We start from the raw sequence: 15,547 nt of genomic DNA, 5'->3' as shown, positions 1-15,547 counted from the left end.
CCATGCTCGTTAGCAGATCTCGGCCCGTGCCGGGCCTATCATTCCCGTGTGGATGAAATGGGCCTGGTCATACTAGGGTCGGCTATTACCTTTTTTGAGGTTTCGCCACCCTTGAAGTGATTCAATAAATTGCCCCACCACGATTCTCCGGAGCTTGCTTCGGAGACCAGCGATTTGCTGAGCTCCTGAATGGTTCGTGTTACCGGGTTGTTGGGAGATAGTTTCGCGATGGGAATGCCTTGGTTAACCGAGGCGGCAACTGCCCGAAAACTATTGGGTATGGTTTTGAATACCGGCAGGCCCAGCGTTTTTTCAACATCCTCGAGATTGATCTCCCCCCCTTTTTCGTAGCGGTTGACCAGTAACTTGATCTTGTCGCGCGAGTACCCCAGAGAGCGCAGTACGTCGAGCAGGCGACGCGCATCGCGCACGAAGGGCAGGGTGATTTGCAGGACGGGGAAAACGATGTCGGCGTGATCCAGTGCCTTGATGCTGACCGGGTCCAAAGCTCGACCAATATCGAGAATGATCACGTCGTAGTGGTTTCGTGCCAGGTTGACCAAGGTGTCGATATGGGCCGGAGTCACTTCCATGGCCTGAACCGGGTCGTCAGGTGCGGCCAGAATACCCAGATTGGGCAACACCGTTATCAGGCTCGATGCCAGAAACGAGGCATCCATGCGGTGTATTTGACGAGCCACTTCGGCCAAGTTTACCGAAGGCTTGTGGTCGGTGACGAAAAGCGCGGCATCGCCAAACTGCAGGTTGAGATCGATCAGGATGACATTCTTGTCTTCTTGGGTGGCCAGGTTATAAGCCAGATTGGTTGAAAGAAACGTGGAACCGCTGCCGCCTTTGCACGGGATGAAGGCGAATACCTTGCCTTTGGGGCGTGCCGAGTTTTGCAGCATGCGTTTTTCCTCGACACGGGAAATGGCGAGGTTCAAGGCTTCACGGTTTGCCGGAGAGGGGAGTACTTCCCGAACGCCAGCCCGCATCGCGCTCAGCAGGGTTTCGGATGCCTGGATGTTGGATAGCAGAATGACGGTAATATCCGGGTGGCGAAGGTTCAAGCGCGACAAAGCCGAAAAATCCGTCAAATCTTGCTCATCGCATTCGAAGATCAAAATGTCGGGATGGAACTGATCGGCAACCGGCGCCAGCATTTCCATTCCACCAGGAAATACCTTGACGTCACGGTTGATGTCTACCTCGGTAAAACGGCGCATTTCATCGAGATGCTTGGTATTCAGGGAGACAATCGATATTTTCATGGCAACCCCCATCTAGTTATTGCTATCGTGACGTCCGATTTGTTGCATTATGTAATCGAGCAATCGGGATTTTGATCGGCTCCAGAACCGTTGCTCAGACTTTCCCTTGTCAGCGTGGTACTGAATGCCGGAATCCGCCATGAAGTACCGATATAAAGGAAGTTGTAATGAAAGGCCGGCGCGTTGGGAGATATGGAAACCGTCACGCTTTGACAGTCTGCCGACCCTGTACAGGTGCTGGGTGAATAGCTGACACTGATATCCCCTGTCGCGACAATGGGAAGAATTTTCCGCATGGCATTTTTGACTCCTGTGGCATTCATGTCGCACACCACGGCAAGCCGGGCTCCCCGACGAGTGGCTTCCACGGCGGAATTCCAAGTGAACAGTAGGCGGCCAAATTCCATGATTCCCAATAGTAGGGCGAAAAGAATCATGGCGATCAATGCAAACTCCACCGTTGCAACTCCGCTTTGATGCTTTTGGGTTGATGCAAACAACCGTGCTTTGGCCGTTTTCATAGGTTCGCCTTCATCGTGGTATGAATGTCACCAAAGGTGATTGTCGATAAACCCGATGTGACAAAAGGTACCAAGGAAGTAAATTGATAGTTGCTTACCGTGACTGAAACCAGATTCACGACTGGATCGCTGCCTTGTGCATTATGGTTGGCACACCGTGGCCAGTCGCAGATCGTGATGGTTGCTGTTGCCAAGCCGGGAGCCAAAAGTGGGCCGGTATAGCTAGGGTCGGCAAGGCAGGCACTGTAATTACCGTACTTGACGAGACATGTAGCCTCGGCGTCCTTTGTCCCCGGTTGCTGCGCGGATAGATAGCGGGCCGCATCCCGTGTCGCCTTGACCACGGTGTTGTATTGGTAGAAAGCACGGCCAAATTCGGTAATGCCGAATACGATAAAGATCAATGGCATCAACAAGAACGCCATTTCCACCGCGGCAACACCTGCTTGTCTGGAGTAGCGTCGCATCTCCGCCTCCTACCGTACGAGCGCTGGGACTTTGGGGCCGATACCGCCCCCCGCACCAGGCAAGCCCAGGGTGGCGCACGGATTTCCCGGTACATCAGCTTGGCCACGGTATTCGATATAGGTATCCGATCCGGGGGCCTGCATCGGTTGCAGCAGCAGCGCACAGGCGAATTTCTGGATGGGAACTGTCTGAGACCCCGTCCACCCTCCACAATTGACGATAGGCATCAGGACCATACGTCGGTCTGCTCCGTTATCCCTCAACTGGGTGGATGTGGCACTGCTCCCACTGCCAGTCAGACTCAGACCGGCGGCAGCGTCGCCTTGGTAAACGGTATGGGCTGTGCGAGAGTCTTGAAAATTTGGGCGAGTGCCATCAGTACCGTCATAAGCGTTGTACTGACTTGGCCAGGAAATGGCTGTGTAGGCATAGCCAGTGAAGTCGGGAGGCGCATTGCTTACGTTGTAACTCCCCTGATACAGCCCGAAGCGGGTATTCCATGCGTTGGCAATGGATTGCTGCATCCCGGTCTGCCCAACAGGATTTGTAACATTCAGATTGCACTGGCCGGCACCTGTTAACTGGCCAGACAGTTCGCTGGCCCCGCCTGAGGGAGGGCTGTAGTCAATGAGGTTGAAGCTACCGGTAAAACCACCTCCTGCACTAAATCGACTCCCATACCACTTTCCAATACAGAAGCCGTATTCATCTGAATTAAAGCCAAGCGGATTACCATTGATATCCGTACAAGCAGTTCCAGGGCTTGGCTGACTGCAAAGACCTACTGGGATTGCACAGTTGGTTTGGGAGGGAGAGAGGGCTGCGACCGCTTGGGCATTGACACTCTGGGCGCCGATGCCCATAACCTGCATGAACCAGGGCATGATGCCGGTGCGCGGCAGGGTGCACTTGGCGTACTTCATGTTGGCAATATTGATTGGTGCAACTGCGTTCTTGGTGTAGTACGTGCCGTTCAAGTGGTCGCTGAACGTGACATCTAGATTCGGCACTATCGTGACGTTATTGGCTTGAAAATCGACCTTGTTGCGTTGGCCTACTGTTATGCCCGCACTCTCGGCCCTGTTCAGCGACTCAGCATCCCCTTTGAGTTCAGCCGCCGCAGCGAGGGAGCAGGCATCGGAGGCATCGCTGAGTTCGGTCTTGGTGATGAATAACCGGCCAAGATCAGCCACTAGGCCCAGAAAACCAATCAGCACAACAATGCATAACCCGACGATGATGGCGGCCACACCCTTTTGATGTTGTCGGGTCGGCAGCTGGGCAAAGCGCTTCATGAAACCACCTCGCGCGTTTTGTCTATCTAATAAATAGCGTGCTATTTACTACCACCACTGCTTCCGCCCAGGACATCAATAGTGAGTATGTCCTTGGTAGAGGGGGGAGTTTTGAACGAGTCGTAATAGCGACCCATAGCCTCTTGCCCCGCTTTACCGTCAATTCCGGCTACCGGATCCATGTTTTGCGATGCCTGAGGATTGATGGTCTGTTGGGCCTTGATCATGTCCACCGACTCGCCGAAATGACTGTCCAGATACGGGGTGGAGGAACAACCGGTCAGCAGCACAGCCAACACAGTCCCACTCATGGTGATCATCAGTTTGTAAGCTTGCATGGCGTGGCCTCCTTATTTCACTTCGAAGCCGCTGGTGGCTTGTGTTGATGCTTCGGGCTGGGGCGAGGCCTCGCTGGCCTTGCTTGCAGAGGGTTCGGGTTGTCTGCCTTCCATGCGGCCACCCAGGAAAAGTTCTGCCCGGTTCGGCGGGATATAGTTATCTGTTGGCAGCTTGTAATCAGGCGGCAACGGTTTCACCAGCCGCGGGGTGACGACAAAAACCAGTTCCGACTTGTCGGTCTGGAAGCTGGTGCTGCGGAACAGTGCGCCCAGAATCGGAATTTCGCCCAGGAACGGGAAGGCACTGATGTTGGTGGTGACATTGTTTTTGAGCAGGCCGCCGATGGCAAAACTCTGGCCATCATGCAGTTGTACGGTGGTGGCGGCGCGCCGAGTAGTGAAGGATGGCAGGATAGATTTTCCTGCTACACCGATGGCGGAGATGCCGACGCCCTCCGGGTTCAGCTCCGATACTTCAGGGGCGACTTTGAGATTGATGCGGCCACCGTCGAGCACGGTCGGTGTGAAGCGCAGTGCGACCCCGAATTCCTTTTCTTCCAGAGTGATGGTCGACCCGCCATTGTTTGTATTGTTCTGTGCCACCGGTATGAAGATCTTACCACCGGCGAGGAAGCTTCCCTCCTGGCCGCTGATCGCCATGAGGTTCGGTTCTGCCAGAACCTTCAGCAGGCCGTCATCATGCTGGGCATCGATTTGAAATGCTCGTGTCGCACTATCATTGATGCCGCTTAGCAAGGCTTTGCCCAGCGGATCATTGGCAAAAAGGCTATTCCAGGAGTAGGTCCAGCCCCCATGGTTCAGGATGCCTGCGATATTGACGCCGAGCTTGTCGAGCAATTTCTTGGAAATCTCGGCAATTTTGACTTCCAACAGCACTTGCTGTGGGGCATCGACCGATAGCATGTTGATGACTTTGGATTTGCCGGCGTAGGCTTCGGCCAACGTCATGGCTCTGTCGAGCTTGGCGGTATCGGCCACCGTGCCCGTCAGTACCAACGAATCCGACGCTGCGCTGACCTTGACGTTATTGGCGCCGGGAGAGAGCAATTGGTTGAGCGATGCTTGCAGTGAGGCAGTGTCCGCGCCGACGGCTACGTCGACCAGGGTGCATTGGCCGTTACGCCCGAGCAGGATGATGTTGGTAGAACCGACGCTCTTGCCCAAGAGGTAGATTTCGCTGGGGCTCAGCAGAATCACATCCACGTCGGCCACACCGGATTTGGCACTTCCTCCTGCCGAGGACTTTCCCTTGTCTGCGTTGGCGTCGGAGCTTTCCTTGGGCTGAGCCGCTTGTGACCCTTCCGGGTTCCCCAGCAGGATGCGACTGATGGGCACCGGGGTTTTCAGCCTGAACGATTTGCCGACGGTGACATTGACCAGCGGCGCCGATTCGATCGCATTGCAAGGCGCCACGGTAGAAGGCGTGGCTGCCAGCCGTTTCGGCGTGGTTGTTGCGGCCTGGCTGTAGGAAGCCAGAAGAAGCATGCCGCAGGTGGCGAGGGCGTAAGCACAGGCATTGAGTCCAGGCAGCGCACCAACAGGATTCTTGTTCATTATGGTTCCCTCACGTAATGAGCGGTTTTATCTGGCAATCAGGCTAGAAACACTCACGGTGGCGCGATGTGCCACGTACAATTTCCACACAGGTCTGGGCCGCGGCGACGGTGGGGGCCGTGTGGGCTGGCTTGGTCGCTTTCTTGGCTACTTTGACGTGCTTCTTGACGGGTTTGGCTTCGGCGGTGGCCTTGGGCGGTAGCGGTTCGTCATGGCCGCGCAGCAAGACCTGCTTGGTGATGCCCGCTGTCTGTACCGGCTTAGGATCGACCTGATTGCGCAGTACCAGCGAGAGGGTGCCCACACTGCGGGCCAGGTCGAGCTTTTCGGCTTGCTCTGGCGTTACCTCGAGGGTTACGGCATTGACCACTTTGGGTTTGGTGTCGTCCCGGCTCGCTTCCTGGGCCACGGCGAGAACGAGGATGTGCTCCAGCACGATCTTGGAGATGCTGGCATCGCTGTTCTGGGCTTTTTTAGCGTCGTCGGTGGTGTTGACCAGGATGTCGACGTAGTTGCCGGGCAGGGCGAAGCCGGCGACGCCGACAACGTCGTTGACCCTGACCGTCATGGCGCGCTTGCCTTCCATGACGACGGCGGAAAGCCCGCCCTTGGTGCCGACCGGAGCCAGCTTCGATTCGAGGATGGCCTCGCCACGATTCACGCTGGTTTTCAACACCCGGCCGTCCAGTGCTTTCGGGTCGAGAATCGCCCCTTCCGGAATGCTGCCGCTTGGCCAGTCGACGGAGCGCAGCATCTCGGGTGACAGTTTGGAGCCGAGGTCGATGTCCATCGAGGCGACGACGACTTTTTGCGCCGCCACGTTGGTCTGCTTGTTGATCCACTGGGATGCCATCACCACGGCCACCAGGCCGATGATGACGGACACCACGATCATTCCGATTGCTCTTGGGTTTTTCACTGGCATCTCCCCGTGCGTGATGTGAGGCTCGAATCCGGGTCAGTCAACCAACCTAGCCTCGGGTGTAGTAGTTTTCCCATGCCCATGACAACATCTTTTCCGACAGTTCCGGTTCCACGCCCTGATAGAAGGCAAAGTCGCGCACCTGCTCGAGCAGATCGCGCGGGATGCAGGCGAGGAGGGGTTTGTCGTGCTTGGCATGCAACTGATCGATGACAAAGCGCAGCCCCGCTTCGCTGAACGGAATATTCATCCGGTTGCAGTTTTGCTCGAAGATGGAGCGATATTCGTTTTCATGGAGTTCCCCGATATAAATCTTGTAGCCGAGGCGCCGCAGGAAGGCTTCGTCGGCCAACTGGCTGGGCGGGATGTTGCTGGAGAAGATCACGATGACGTCGAACGGCACCATGAACTTGGTACCGGTATGCAGCGCGAGGTAGTCGACCTTGCGGTCCAGCGGGACAATCCAGCGGTTCATCAGGGTTTGAGGCGAGACCAACTGGCGTCCCAGGTCATCGATGATCAGCAGGCCATTGTTGGCCTTGACCTGGGGCGGTGCCTGATAGAAGCGCGTGTTCTGGTCGAATTCCAGATCCAGCATCGACAGGGTCAGTTCGCCGCCGGTAATCACCACCGGCCGCTGGCAGAGCACCCAACGCGGGTCGTGCCGCACGCCCCGGTCGAGCGAGCCCGCGGCGCCGGTATTGCTCACCGGCTTGTGCACCAGCGGGTCGAAGATCTGGACGACTTCTCCGTTGATCTCCACCGCATGCGGGATGGCCGTGTAGCCGGTAAGCAGCGTGGCCAGGTGCTCGGAGACGTAGGTTTTGCCGCTGCCGGCCGGGCCGTAGACGAAGATGGCCCGGCCCGAATTCATGGCGGCGCCGAACTGGTCCAGTGTGCTCTGCCGCAGTACGAATCCTTCGAACCCTTCGGCGACCAACTCCTTGGTGATCTTCATGCCGCTGACAGACTGCTTGTGCACCATGTCGATGTACGAAACCAGGCTCACCGGGGCCGGGCCGGCGTAATGGCTTTTCTGGAGGAAGGTTTGCGCCCGGCTTCGGCCAACGTCGGTCAAGTTGAAGGCGATGGTGGCTTCGGTGTCGCTGCGCCCGGACACTTCGCAAAGCTGCTCGGTGCGCATGAAGGCAAGCAGCGGTTCGAGCACGGAAATGGACAGCTTGGTGTGGTTAACCAGTTCGACCAGTCGCATCTGCCCGTGGAAGAACAGGGTCTTGCAGAGCAGTTCCACCAGGAAGAGAAAATCCAGTTCGGTTTCTTTGACGGATTGCGGCGCTTTGGGCAATAACTCTTGGGATGAGCCGCTATTGTGCGACTCCAGACCATCCGGATTGAACATCGTCGTTCCTTCCCCGATTATTTGGCACAATCCATAACCTCATGTTGAGAACGTGGATCTTGCCAAATCAAAACTTCAACTTCATAGATAACCCGAAATGCATGTGACTTGGCCCAAAAAAAGCCGCTTTGCGCCGCAAGCCCCTTGGTCAGTCGGATGAGTTATTGTTTTATTGTTGTTCGAGCTTTAATGCTGCACTGGATTTTACAGTGAGTGCCAAACAAAATAACTTGCTGTCCCTAGCGTTATAGCCCAAGCGTAGGGCAGTGTTCCTATCGAATTGACAGGAAAATCATTGACCGGCATTTTCCCTGCGGCAACTTTGCTCATTCCAGCCAGAGTCAGGTATTTCACGTTGTCGATCAGCTGGTGAAGCGATTTCAGCTTCAAGGCAAATGCCAGGGACAATACCCCGCCAGCCACAAGCGTGAATAACACGATGCCGACGATATCCTGCATGCCGGTAAACGCACCCACCATGGCCATCAACTTTACATCGCCCGCCCCCATGGCGCGTAAAAGGTAGAGGGGCAGAAACAGCACGAACCCCAGCCCCATCCCTTTTGCCGCATCCAGCAAACCCCCTCCACCGAAAAAAAGCCCTTGGCAGAGAAACGCCACTGCTAATCCCCCTAGCACCAGTTTGTTGGGAATCTTCCTGGCGGCCGTATCAGTGATAACGGCGGCGAGGAGGAAGCCTGCAAGCAGGCCCAGCCTCGCCCCAAGCAAGATGCTTATCGTTATGGTTGATGGCATGATGAGCCGTGTGTTGTTACTGTGGCATGCGTTTTTTTAACTTATTTGATATTAAAGTGCAGCGTTTAGTGCCGTTGCGATGTTGTTAAACACAAGGCTCAGTTGGTTGCCGACGGCTTTAACCGAAGCAATGATCACTACCGCAATGAGTGCGGCAATCAAACCATATTCAATGGCGGTCACCCCCTCTTCGTCCTGGGTGAATTGTTTCAATGCATACGTCAGCTTTTTCATGGCCATACTCTCCATCATGAGTGATCCCAAAGCAGCAAGGTGCTGCCATTGTCATTGCGCCATACGTCATGACGCCTTGCTTCGTGGCATTCCAGGCTGAAGCATTGGATTGCCAGGTTTCCCTTGGGCCGCCTTCCAGCAGTCAATATTGTGAAGTTTCTGCTAAGCATACTTCGTTGCATTTGTTTTAAATTAGGGCATAAAAAAACCGTGTCTTACAGCTGCAGCTCAACCCGGATGGTATTATTTTCGCCGTTAAAAATAGTCTATTTGCATAAGTTGCTTTTTGGCGGCATTGCTTGGCTTGCTAATTGCGTAAAAGAGCCCTCCGTTAAACCCAATTTAGTACAACTTGTTTGCGATGCAAGATGAATCGCAAATTTTTATTCTCCATTTGCATTTCTTTTGACTTTCCACAAAACCCCGGTCCCATCTATCACGATTTGATAGATTGTCCGGTGCCTTTATGAATTAAGCTTTGGCCGGGAGGCGGTCTGGCTATAGGGCGCCGCCGATGGCATCCGCAATCTGTGTCGCCACATTCGCAAACAATGCTGCCAAGTTGGTTCCAAGCCCCAGTACAGACGACAGGATCACCACGGCGATCAAGGACCCCAATAATGCATATTCGATGCTGGTGACACCTTCTTTATCATTGAAGAGTGACGTCAGAATGCTTTTTAGTTTTGACATGGAGGCTTGGCTCATTGTTGAAAGCGCCTGTTTATGGTTTTGGTATAAATGACATTTGTTAATAATGCTTATTGAATTACTGGCGGGTTGCTTGAATGTTGTGTGGCCATGTATTCGGGTATGACATGCACTATGGTTTAGGCTGTTCTCAAATGGGTGTCAAGCTCTTGATAATGTTTTGTCATGCACTATAGTGCATCTCAAGGGTGAAACGGGTGCGATTGACAAATCAATTATAAAAATAACGGGGGGATTTAAAGAGATGGCTTACTTGAAAGGGTTTTTGACGCTGCCGATCGTTATTTTCATCGTCATGTTTATGGTGGTCGGGTTTTTCCCCAGATTTGAGGACCCAGATTTTTACTGGCATCTCAAAACGGGCGAGCTTATTGCTAGCTCTTCGCAATTGCCCTGGCATGATGTGTTCACTTATACCAATTTTGGGCATTCCTGGGTCAATTCCGAGTGGTTGTCTCAATGGCTGTTGTACCAGTTGTTCCGGCTGGGCGGCTTGAAAGCGGTGTGGTTGTTTACCACTTCCGTTTACGTGTCGTGCTGGGTCGTCAGCTACAAGACCTGTCTTGACGTCCTGAAGGATGAGGGCAAGGCGGCCCTGGCGATTCTGCTGTTCTGTGTGTTCATGGGATTGCTGGCCCCGCGGCCCCATATCTTTACTTTTTTATTGTTCGCCCTGTTGCTCAGGGTACTGTTCCGCTTCAAGTATTGCGCCTCTGACCGGGGGCTGGGGTGGATACCCCTCATCATGCTGCTGTGGGCCAACCTGCACGGCGGCTTCTTCCTCGGTCTGGTGTTGATGGCAGCGTTCACGGCGGCGGAATGGGCCAAGTATTGCTGGCGCGATGCGGCAGGCTGTATTGCCGTTTCACGGCTGACACGACTCTCCCTGGTTGTGCTGCTGGGGCTGCTTGCGACGGCAATCAACCCGCAAGGGTTCAGCTACTGGCTTTATCCTTACAATGCCATTGTGGCCTCGGGCGATATGCAATTCATTACCGAATGGCAGTCGCCCAGCTTTCACCAATGGCTGTTCCAGTACTTTTTGACCATGGTGTTCATTTTCTTCCTGACCATGGTCTATTCGCGCAGGAAGCCCGACCTGACCGAAGCCGGTGTGTCGTTGATTTACATCGCGGGCGCGTTCATCTCGGTGAGGAACTTGCCTTTAGCCGCACTCGCTATGGCCCCGCATTTTGCGCTGTTCTACCGGGATCTACCGGTATCTGAGGGTTTGCACAAACTTCGATTCCCGATCCAACGGGCAAGCGTTGCTCCACATCCCTTGGCCGCTAGGGCCGGAAAGGCCTGGGCTGCGGGAAACAGGCAGGTTGGTGGGGCGGAAGGAGTGATGAACCTGTTGCTCCTGATATTTGCCCTGCTGGCGATTGCCCTGATCTACCCTTCGCGGAAAAACCTTGCGGAAGAATCTCTGACTGAGCTGATGCCGGTGAAAGCCGTGGATTTCATCCTGGCCAACCACATCGAAGGGCGCATGTTCAATACCTACCACTACGGCGGCTACCTGATTTACCGGTTGTACCCGCAGCAGCGTGTGTTTATCTACGGCAGAACGGACATCTACCCAAAGGGCTTTGTGGATCGCTACCTGGCAACTTATCGGGGTGACAAGGATTGGAAAAAGCACTTTGCCAGCTACGGCATCGATTATGTCGTGTGCGACAGCTCGGCGCCGATCCGGCAGCTCATTCTGGCGGACGGAAGCTTCAAGTCCGTTTTTGATGATGGCAAGCATTCCGTCTTGCTCAGAAACGTTAGCAAGTATCAGACGCTCATTGCCCGATATGGCCAAAACAGTGGTCGGGGCTGAGGCGGATGCCGCAAAAGGGTCCAGTCAGGTTTGGGGGAGGGAGCGATGAATCTCAACTCGCAGTTTGTCCGGATGATGCGCTGCCCCAGTTCCGGGAGTGTGCTGGAATACGACGGGCAGGGCCTGTCGAGTTCTGATGGCGCCAATTGCTACCGGGTCAATGCCTCCGGAATTCCCCTGTTTGCCGAAACCCTGTGCACCGAGGATGCCAAGCGGCAGCAGGCGCATTTCGAGAAGGTTCATGCGCAGTATCTCGAAAATCTCGGTTATCCCCATACACAGGAGTATATGGCCCATCTGGACGATGCCTTTCATCGGGTGGTCTCGGATGCCGAACTGGCGGTGACGGCAGAAATCTGCTGCGGCAGTGGCGAGGCGTTTCGTCTTTTGGGTCGGCGGGTCGGCAGCGGGGTCGGCGTCGATATCTCCGCCTCGATGCTGGCGGTGGCGCGACGGCATCTGGACGATGAGCGCTACTGCTTCATCCAGGGTGACGCCACCAACCTGCCGCTGAACGATGCCACCTTCGATAGCGTATTCATCATTGGCGGCATTCACCATGTCAACGACCGGGAGCGTCTGTTCGGTGAGATCTGCAGGGTGTTGAAACCGGGCGGGCGCTTCTACTGGCGCGAGCCGGTGAGCGACTTCTTCCTGTGGCGCTGGCTGCGCGCGCTCATCTACTGGCTGTCACCCGCACTCGATGAAAAGACCGAACGGCCTCTGCTTTATGAGGAAACGGCTCCAGTACTAACCCAGGCGGGCCTGGAGCTGAAGCACTGGGAAACCCATGGGTTCTTGGGTTATTGCCTGCTGATGAACAGTGACGTGCTGGTCTTCAATCGCCTGTTTCGCTACCTGCCGGGTATTCGAGCGCTGACGCGACTGATGGCGAAACTGGATGGTTGGACGGTCAGGATTCCCGGGCTCCGACATGCCGGGCTGATCGTGATCGGCATGGCGGAGAAGCCGAAGAGGGCACAGTCATGAAGATTCTTGCCTGTTATCTGGCGATGGTCTTGCTCACGGTTTCGGCCAACCTTTTCTTTAAATCCGGGGCGATGCGTGCGGAGGGCGGACTGCTTGGGCTGCTCAACATCAAGATCGTCCTGGGCTTTGTATGTTTCGGGCTGGCGGCGCTGTTGTACATCGTCGTGTTGCGGGTGCTGCCGCTGAACGTGGCGCAATCGCTGGCGGCAATGCAGTTCGTCGCGGTGATTATTGCCGCGCATCTGGTACTGGGTGAGCCGATTGGTGCTACCAGGCTGCTGGGGATCGGGTTGATCTTTTCCGGAATCGTGCTGGTCGGGCGGACCATCACCTGAGTTTGACGTCATCAACGTTGCGCCGTGCTTACCTTGAGCGAGAGGTGCTTATGATCTCGGTTATCGTGCCTGTATATAACGAGGCGGACAATCTCACCGCGCTATACGAGCAGGCGGTTTCAGTGCTCGAGAGATTGGGGCAGCCTTGGGAGCTGATCTTCATCAACGATGGCAGCACCGATGGCAGCCAAGACAAGCTCGAAGAGCTGGCGGCACGAAATGCGTCGGTCAAGGTGATCAAGTTCTGCCGCAATTTCGGCCAGACCGCGGCGATGATGGCGGGGGTCGATTATGCCGAAGGCCACGTCATCATTCCCATGGACGGCGACCTGCAGAACGATCCGCAGGACATCCCGCGCCTCTTGGAGAAACTGGAACAAGGCTTCGATGTTGTTTCCGGGTGGCGCCAGGATCGAAAAGACAACCCCTTCAACCGTACGCTTCCGAGCCGGGTCGCCAACGGGATCATTTCGTACGTATCCGGGGTGCACCTGCATGACTACGGTTGCTCGCTGAAGGCGTACCGGAAGGACATCATCAAAGGCATCCGCCTGTACGGCGAAATGCACCGTTTCATCCCGATCTATGCGAGCTGCCTCGGGGCGAGGATCGCGGAGATTCCGGTCCAGCACCATCCCCGTCAGAACGGGGTGTCCAAGTATGGCATCAGCCGGGTGGTGAAGGTCCTGCTCGACCTGCTGGTGGTGAAGTTTTTGGCCAAGTATTCCGGCAAACCCATGTATTTGTTCGGTTCGGTCGGCGTCGTGATTCTCGCTGTGAGCCTGCTGGTGGTGACCTGGGCGCTGTACCTCAAGTTTGTCGAAGGCGTTTCCCTGATTTCGACGCCCCTTCCGCTGCTGGGTGTGATGGCAGGTATCTCGGGTTTCATGTGCATTCTGATGGGGCTGTTGGCCGAAGTGCTGATCCGTACTTATTACGAGGCGCAAGGCAAGACCGTGTATCTGATCGGCAAGACCTGCAACATCAAGCCGCACGGCCTTCAGGGGTAGTCCGATGTGTGGCATCGCCGGGTTCGTGGGCAAGGGCACATCCGAGGATCTGTCGCGGATGCTCCGACTGTTGAGTCATCGCGGGCCGGATGGGGCAGGGGCGTGGTGTGACCGGGGCCGAGGGGTGTATCTCGGCCATACGCGGCTTGCCATTGTCGACCTCGCCGATGGCCATCAACCGATGTGGACTGCGGACGGCCGCCTGGGGGTGGTGTTCAACGGTGAAATCTACAACCATCAGGCATTGCGCGCCGAACTGGAGCGGGCAGGGCACGTCTTCACCACCGACCATTCCGATACCGAGGTGCTGCTGCATGGCTACCGCGAGTGGGGAGAGGCACTGACGCACAAGCTCAACGGCATGTGGGCGTTTGCGCTTTACGATCAGGCCCGGCAGCGGCTGTTTTGCAGCCGTGACCGTTTCGGCAAGAAGCCGTTCTACTATACGTTTCAGCAGGACACTCTGGTCTTTGCGTCCGAACTGACCGCCCTGCTGACGCATCCGCATGTCACCGCCATGGTGTCGACCCGGGCCATCCAGAAATACATCGGCTATGGCTACATTCCGGCGCCGCACACACCCTACGAAGGCATTTTCAAGCTGCCGGCGGGGTGCTCGCTCTCCTTTGCGCTGCAGGAGCGGGTGGTCGAGGTAGAGCGCTACTGGTCCTTCGTTCTCGAGCCTACCGAAACGCGCCCTGCCGGCTTCGAACGCCAGTGCCAAGAAGAGCTGACCGCGTTGCTGGACCAGGCCGTTGCCCGGCGCCTGGTGGCCGATGTGCCGGTGGGCGTGTTTCTCAGCGGCGGGGTCGACTCGTCGGCGGTGGCCGCGCTGGCGGCCCGCCGTCTCGAGCCGGGCCAGTTGCAGACGTTCAGTATCGGGTTCGACGAGAAGGGCTTTGACGAGTCGGGCTATGCGCGCCAGATGGCGGAACACATCGAGGCGCAGCATCATGAGCAGATCTTGCGGTGCGAGGCCGCCAGGGCGTTGCTGCCCGAGGTGGTGAGGCGGCTGGATGAGCCGACGGGCGACAGCTCGCTGCTGCCGACTTATTTATTGTGCCGCTTTGCCCGCGAGCGCGTGACGGTGGCGTTGGGGGGCGATGGCGCCGACGAGCTGTTCGGGGGGTACGCGCCGTTTCGGGCCCTGAAGTGGGCGGGCTTTTACCAGAAGGCCGTACCGAGGCCGGTACATCAGGTGATCCAATTACTGACAAGCCACCTGCCGGTGCTGGATGGCTACATGAGCCTCGACTTCAAGCTGAAACGGGCCATCCGTGGGGTCGGCTATCCCTCCCGGCTGTGGAATCCGGTATGGATGTGCCCGCTCGACGAGCAGGAGTTCGCCGAGTTGTTCCAGCAGCCGGTCGACCTCGACGAGGTGTTCTCCGAGGCGATCGACGCCTGGGAGCGCTGCTCGCAAACCGATCCGGTCGATCGGACCCTGCAGTTTTTCACCGATATCTATCTGCAGGACGACATTCTGGCGAAAACCGATCGCGCCAGCATGATGAACTCGCTGGAGCTGCGTTCGCCGTTTCTGGATATCGATGTCGTCAACCTGGCACGGACCATTCCGTCCGACTACAAGATCCGGCACGGCGAAACCAAGTACATCCTGAAGAAAGCGATGGAGCCTTTCTTGCCGAGGGACACCCTGCGTCGGCCGAAACAGGGCTTCGCGGCACCGGTCGCCCAGTGGCTGAGGGGCAGGAGTCTGTTCTCCGAAAAGTCCGGCCTGTCCTGTCTCAACAACGACTTTATCGATGCGGCCTTTGCCGATCACGCGTGTCATCGGAAAAACCATCATTCCTTTCTTTGGAGCCAGTGGGTGTTGGGCATGGTGGTGCCGCCGCGTGCCGACGGGGCGTTGATGTAGTGCGGGTGTGCATGAATCTCTCTGGCGTGGCGAGTCACGCCCCGAAGAGGG

At 56.2% G+C, this 15,547-nt stretch carries 16 protein-coding genes; 5 read left to right on the top strand and 11 right to left on the bottom strand.

From position 1 onward, the window contains the following. Positions 1-38: 38 nt before the first annotated feature. The 11 genes from AC3WG5_RS04525 to AC3WG5_RS04475 form a co-directional block, all read right to left on the bottom strand. Positions 39-1,274: a CpaE/TadZ family protein gene (locus AC3WG5_RS04525; protein WP_236261528.1), complete on the bottom strand. Its 1,236-nt coding sequence runs from the start codon at positions 1,272-1,274 to the stop codon at positions 39-41. Positions 1,275-1,321: 47 nt separating this feature from the next. Continuing rightward, complete coding sequence (locus AC3WG5_RS04520) at positions 1,322-1,795, bottom strand: TadE/TadG family type IV pilus assembly protein (RefSeq protein WP_492567954.1); 474 nt, start codon at positions 1,793-1,795, stop codon at positions 1,322-1,324. Further along, a complete protein-coding gene (locus AC3WG5_RS04515; RefSeq protein ID WP_008952846.1) occupies positions 1,792-2,262 on the bottom strand; it encodes a TadE/TadG family type IV pilus assembly protein in 471 nt (156 codons plus the stop codon). The genes AC3WG5_RS04520 and AC3WG5_RS04515 overlap by 4 nt, the downstream gene beginning before the upstream one ends. A gap of 9 nt (positions 2,263-2,271) precedes the next feature. Continuing rightward, positions 2,272-3,558, bottom strand: a complete 1,287-nt coding sequence (locus AC3WG5_RS04510; RefSeq protein ID WP_482581388.1) for a TadE/TadG family type IV pilus assembly protein — start codon at positions 3,556-3,558, stop codon at positions 2,272-2,274. Positions 3,559-3,599: 41 nt separating this feature from the next. Further along, positions 3,600-3,896: a hypothetical protein gene (locus AC3WG5_RS04505; protein ID WP_492567953.1), complete on the bottom strand. Its 297-nt coding sequence runs from the start codon at positions 3,894-3,896 to the stop codon at positions 3,600-3,602. A gap of 12 nt (positions 3,897-3,908) precedes the next feature. After that, positions 3,909-5,471: a type II and III secretion system protein family protein gene (locus AC3WG5_RS04500; protein ID WP_492567952.1), complete on the bottom strand. Its 1,563-nt coding sequence runs from the start codon at positions 5,469-5,471 to the stop codon at positions 3,909-3,911. A 43-nt stretch (positions 5,472-5,514) separates the two neighbouring features. Continuing rightward, positions 5,515-6,366, bottom strand: coding sequence for a Flp pilus assembly protein CpaB (gene cpaB, locus AC3WG5_RS04495; protein ID WP_492567951.1), 852 nt, complete (start codon positions 6,364-6,366; stop codon positions 5,515-5,517). A gap of 76 nt (positions 6,367-6,442) precedes the next feature. Beyond that, the gene (locus tag AC3WG5_RS04490) at positions 6,443-7,753 is read right to left on the bottom strand and encodes an ATP-binding protein (RefSeq protein WP_492567950.1); all 1,311 of its coding nucleotides are present in this window, start codon (positions 7,751-7,753) and stop codon (positions 6,443-6,445) included. Positions 7,754-7,957: 204 nt separating this feature from the next. Beyond that, entirely contained in the window at positions 7,958-8,509 is a 552-nt protein-coding gene (locus AC3WG5_RS04485) for an A24 family peptidase (protein WP_482581395.1), read from the bottom strand. A 51-nt stretch (positions 8,510-8,560) separates the two neighbouring features. Next, positions 8,561-8,743: a Flp family type IVb pilin gene (locus AC3WG5_RS04480; protein ID WP_482581396.1), complete on the bottom strand. Its 183-nt coding sequence runs from the start codon at positions 8,741-8,743 to the stop codon at positions 8,561-8,563. A gap of 498 nt (positions 8,744-9,241) precedes the next feature. Next, positions 9,242-9,451: a Flp family type IVb pilin gene (locus AC3WG5_RS04475; protein WP_482581398.1), complete on the bottom strand. Its 210-nt coding sequence runs from the start codon at positions 9,449-9,451 to the stop codon at positions 9,242-9,244. A gap of 247 nt (positions 9,452-9,698) precedes the next feature. Between AC3WG5_RS04475 and AC3WG5_RS04470 the strand changes: the two genes are divergently transcribed. Genes AC3WG5_RS04470 through asnB form a run of 5 tightly spaced genes read left to right on the top strand, consistent with a single transcriptional unit; the run spans position 9,699 to position 15,496 of the window. Next, positions 9,699-11,282, top strand: coding sequence for a hypothetical protein (locus tag AC3WG5_RS04470; protein ID WP_492567949.1), 1,584 nt, complete (start codon positions 9,699-9,701; stop codon positions 11,280-11,282). A gap of 45 nt (positions 11,283-11,327) precedes the next feature. After that, positions 11,328-12,272, top strand: a complete 945-nt coding sequence (locus tag AC3WG5_RS04465; RefSeq protein ID WP_492567948.1) for a class I SAM-dependent methyltransferase — start codon at positions 11,328-11,330, stop codon at positions 12,270-12,272. Continuing rightward, entirely contained in the window at positions 12,269-12,607 is a 339-nt protein-coding gene (locus tag AC3WG5_RS04460) for an EamA family transporter (protein ID WP_008952835.1), read from the top strand. The genes AC3WG5_RS04465 and AC3WG5_RS04460 overlap by 4 nt, the downstream gene beginning before the upstream one ends. A 50-nt stretch (positions 12,608-12,657) precedes the next feature. After that, on the top strand, positions 12,658-13,617 hold the full coding sequence (locus AC3WG5_RS04455) for a glycosyltransferase family 2 protein (protein WP_008952834.1): 960 nt from the start codon (positions 12,658-12,660) through the stop codon (positions 13,615-13,617). Between the two features lie 4 nt (positions 13,618-13,621). Continuing rightward, entirely contained in the window at positions 13,622-15,496 is a 1,875-nt protein-coding gene (asnB, locus tag AC3WG5_RS04450; protein WP_492567947.1) for an asparagine synthase (glutamine-hydrolyzing), read from the top strand. Positions 15,497-15,547: the final 51 nt, after the last annotated feature.

It is taken from the genome of Pseudogulbenkiania sp. FW507-F1 (assembly GCF_058781125.1).
This window is presented reverse-complemented; position numbering and strand designations above follow the sequence as displayed.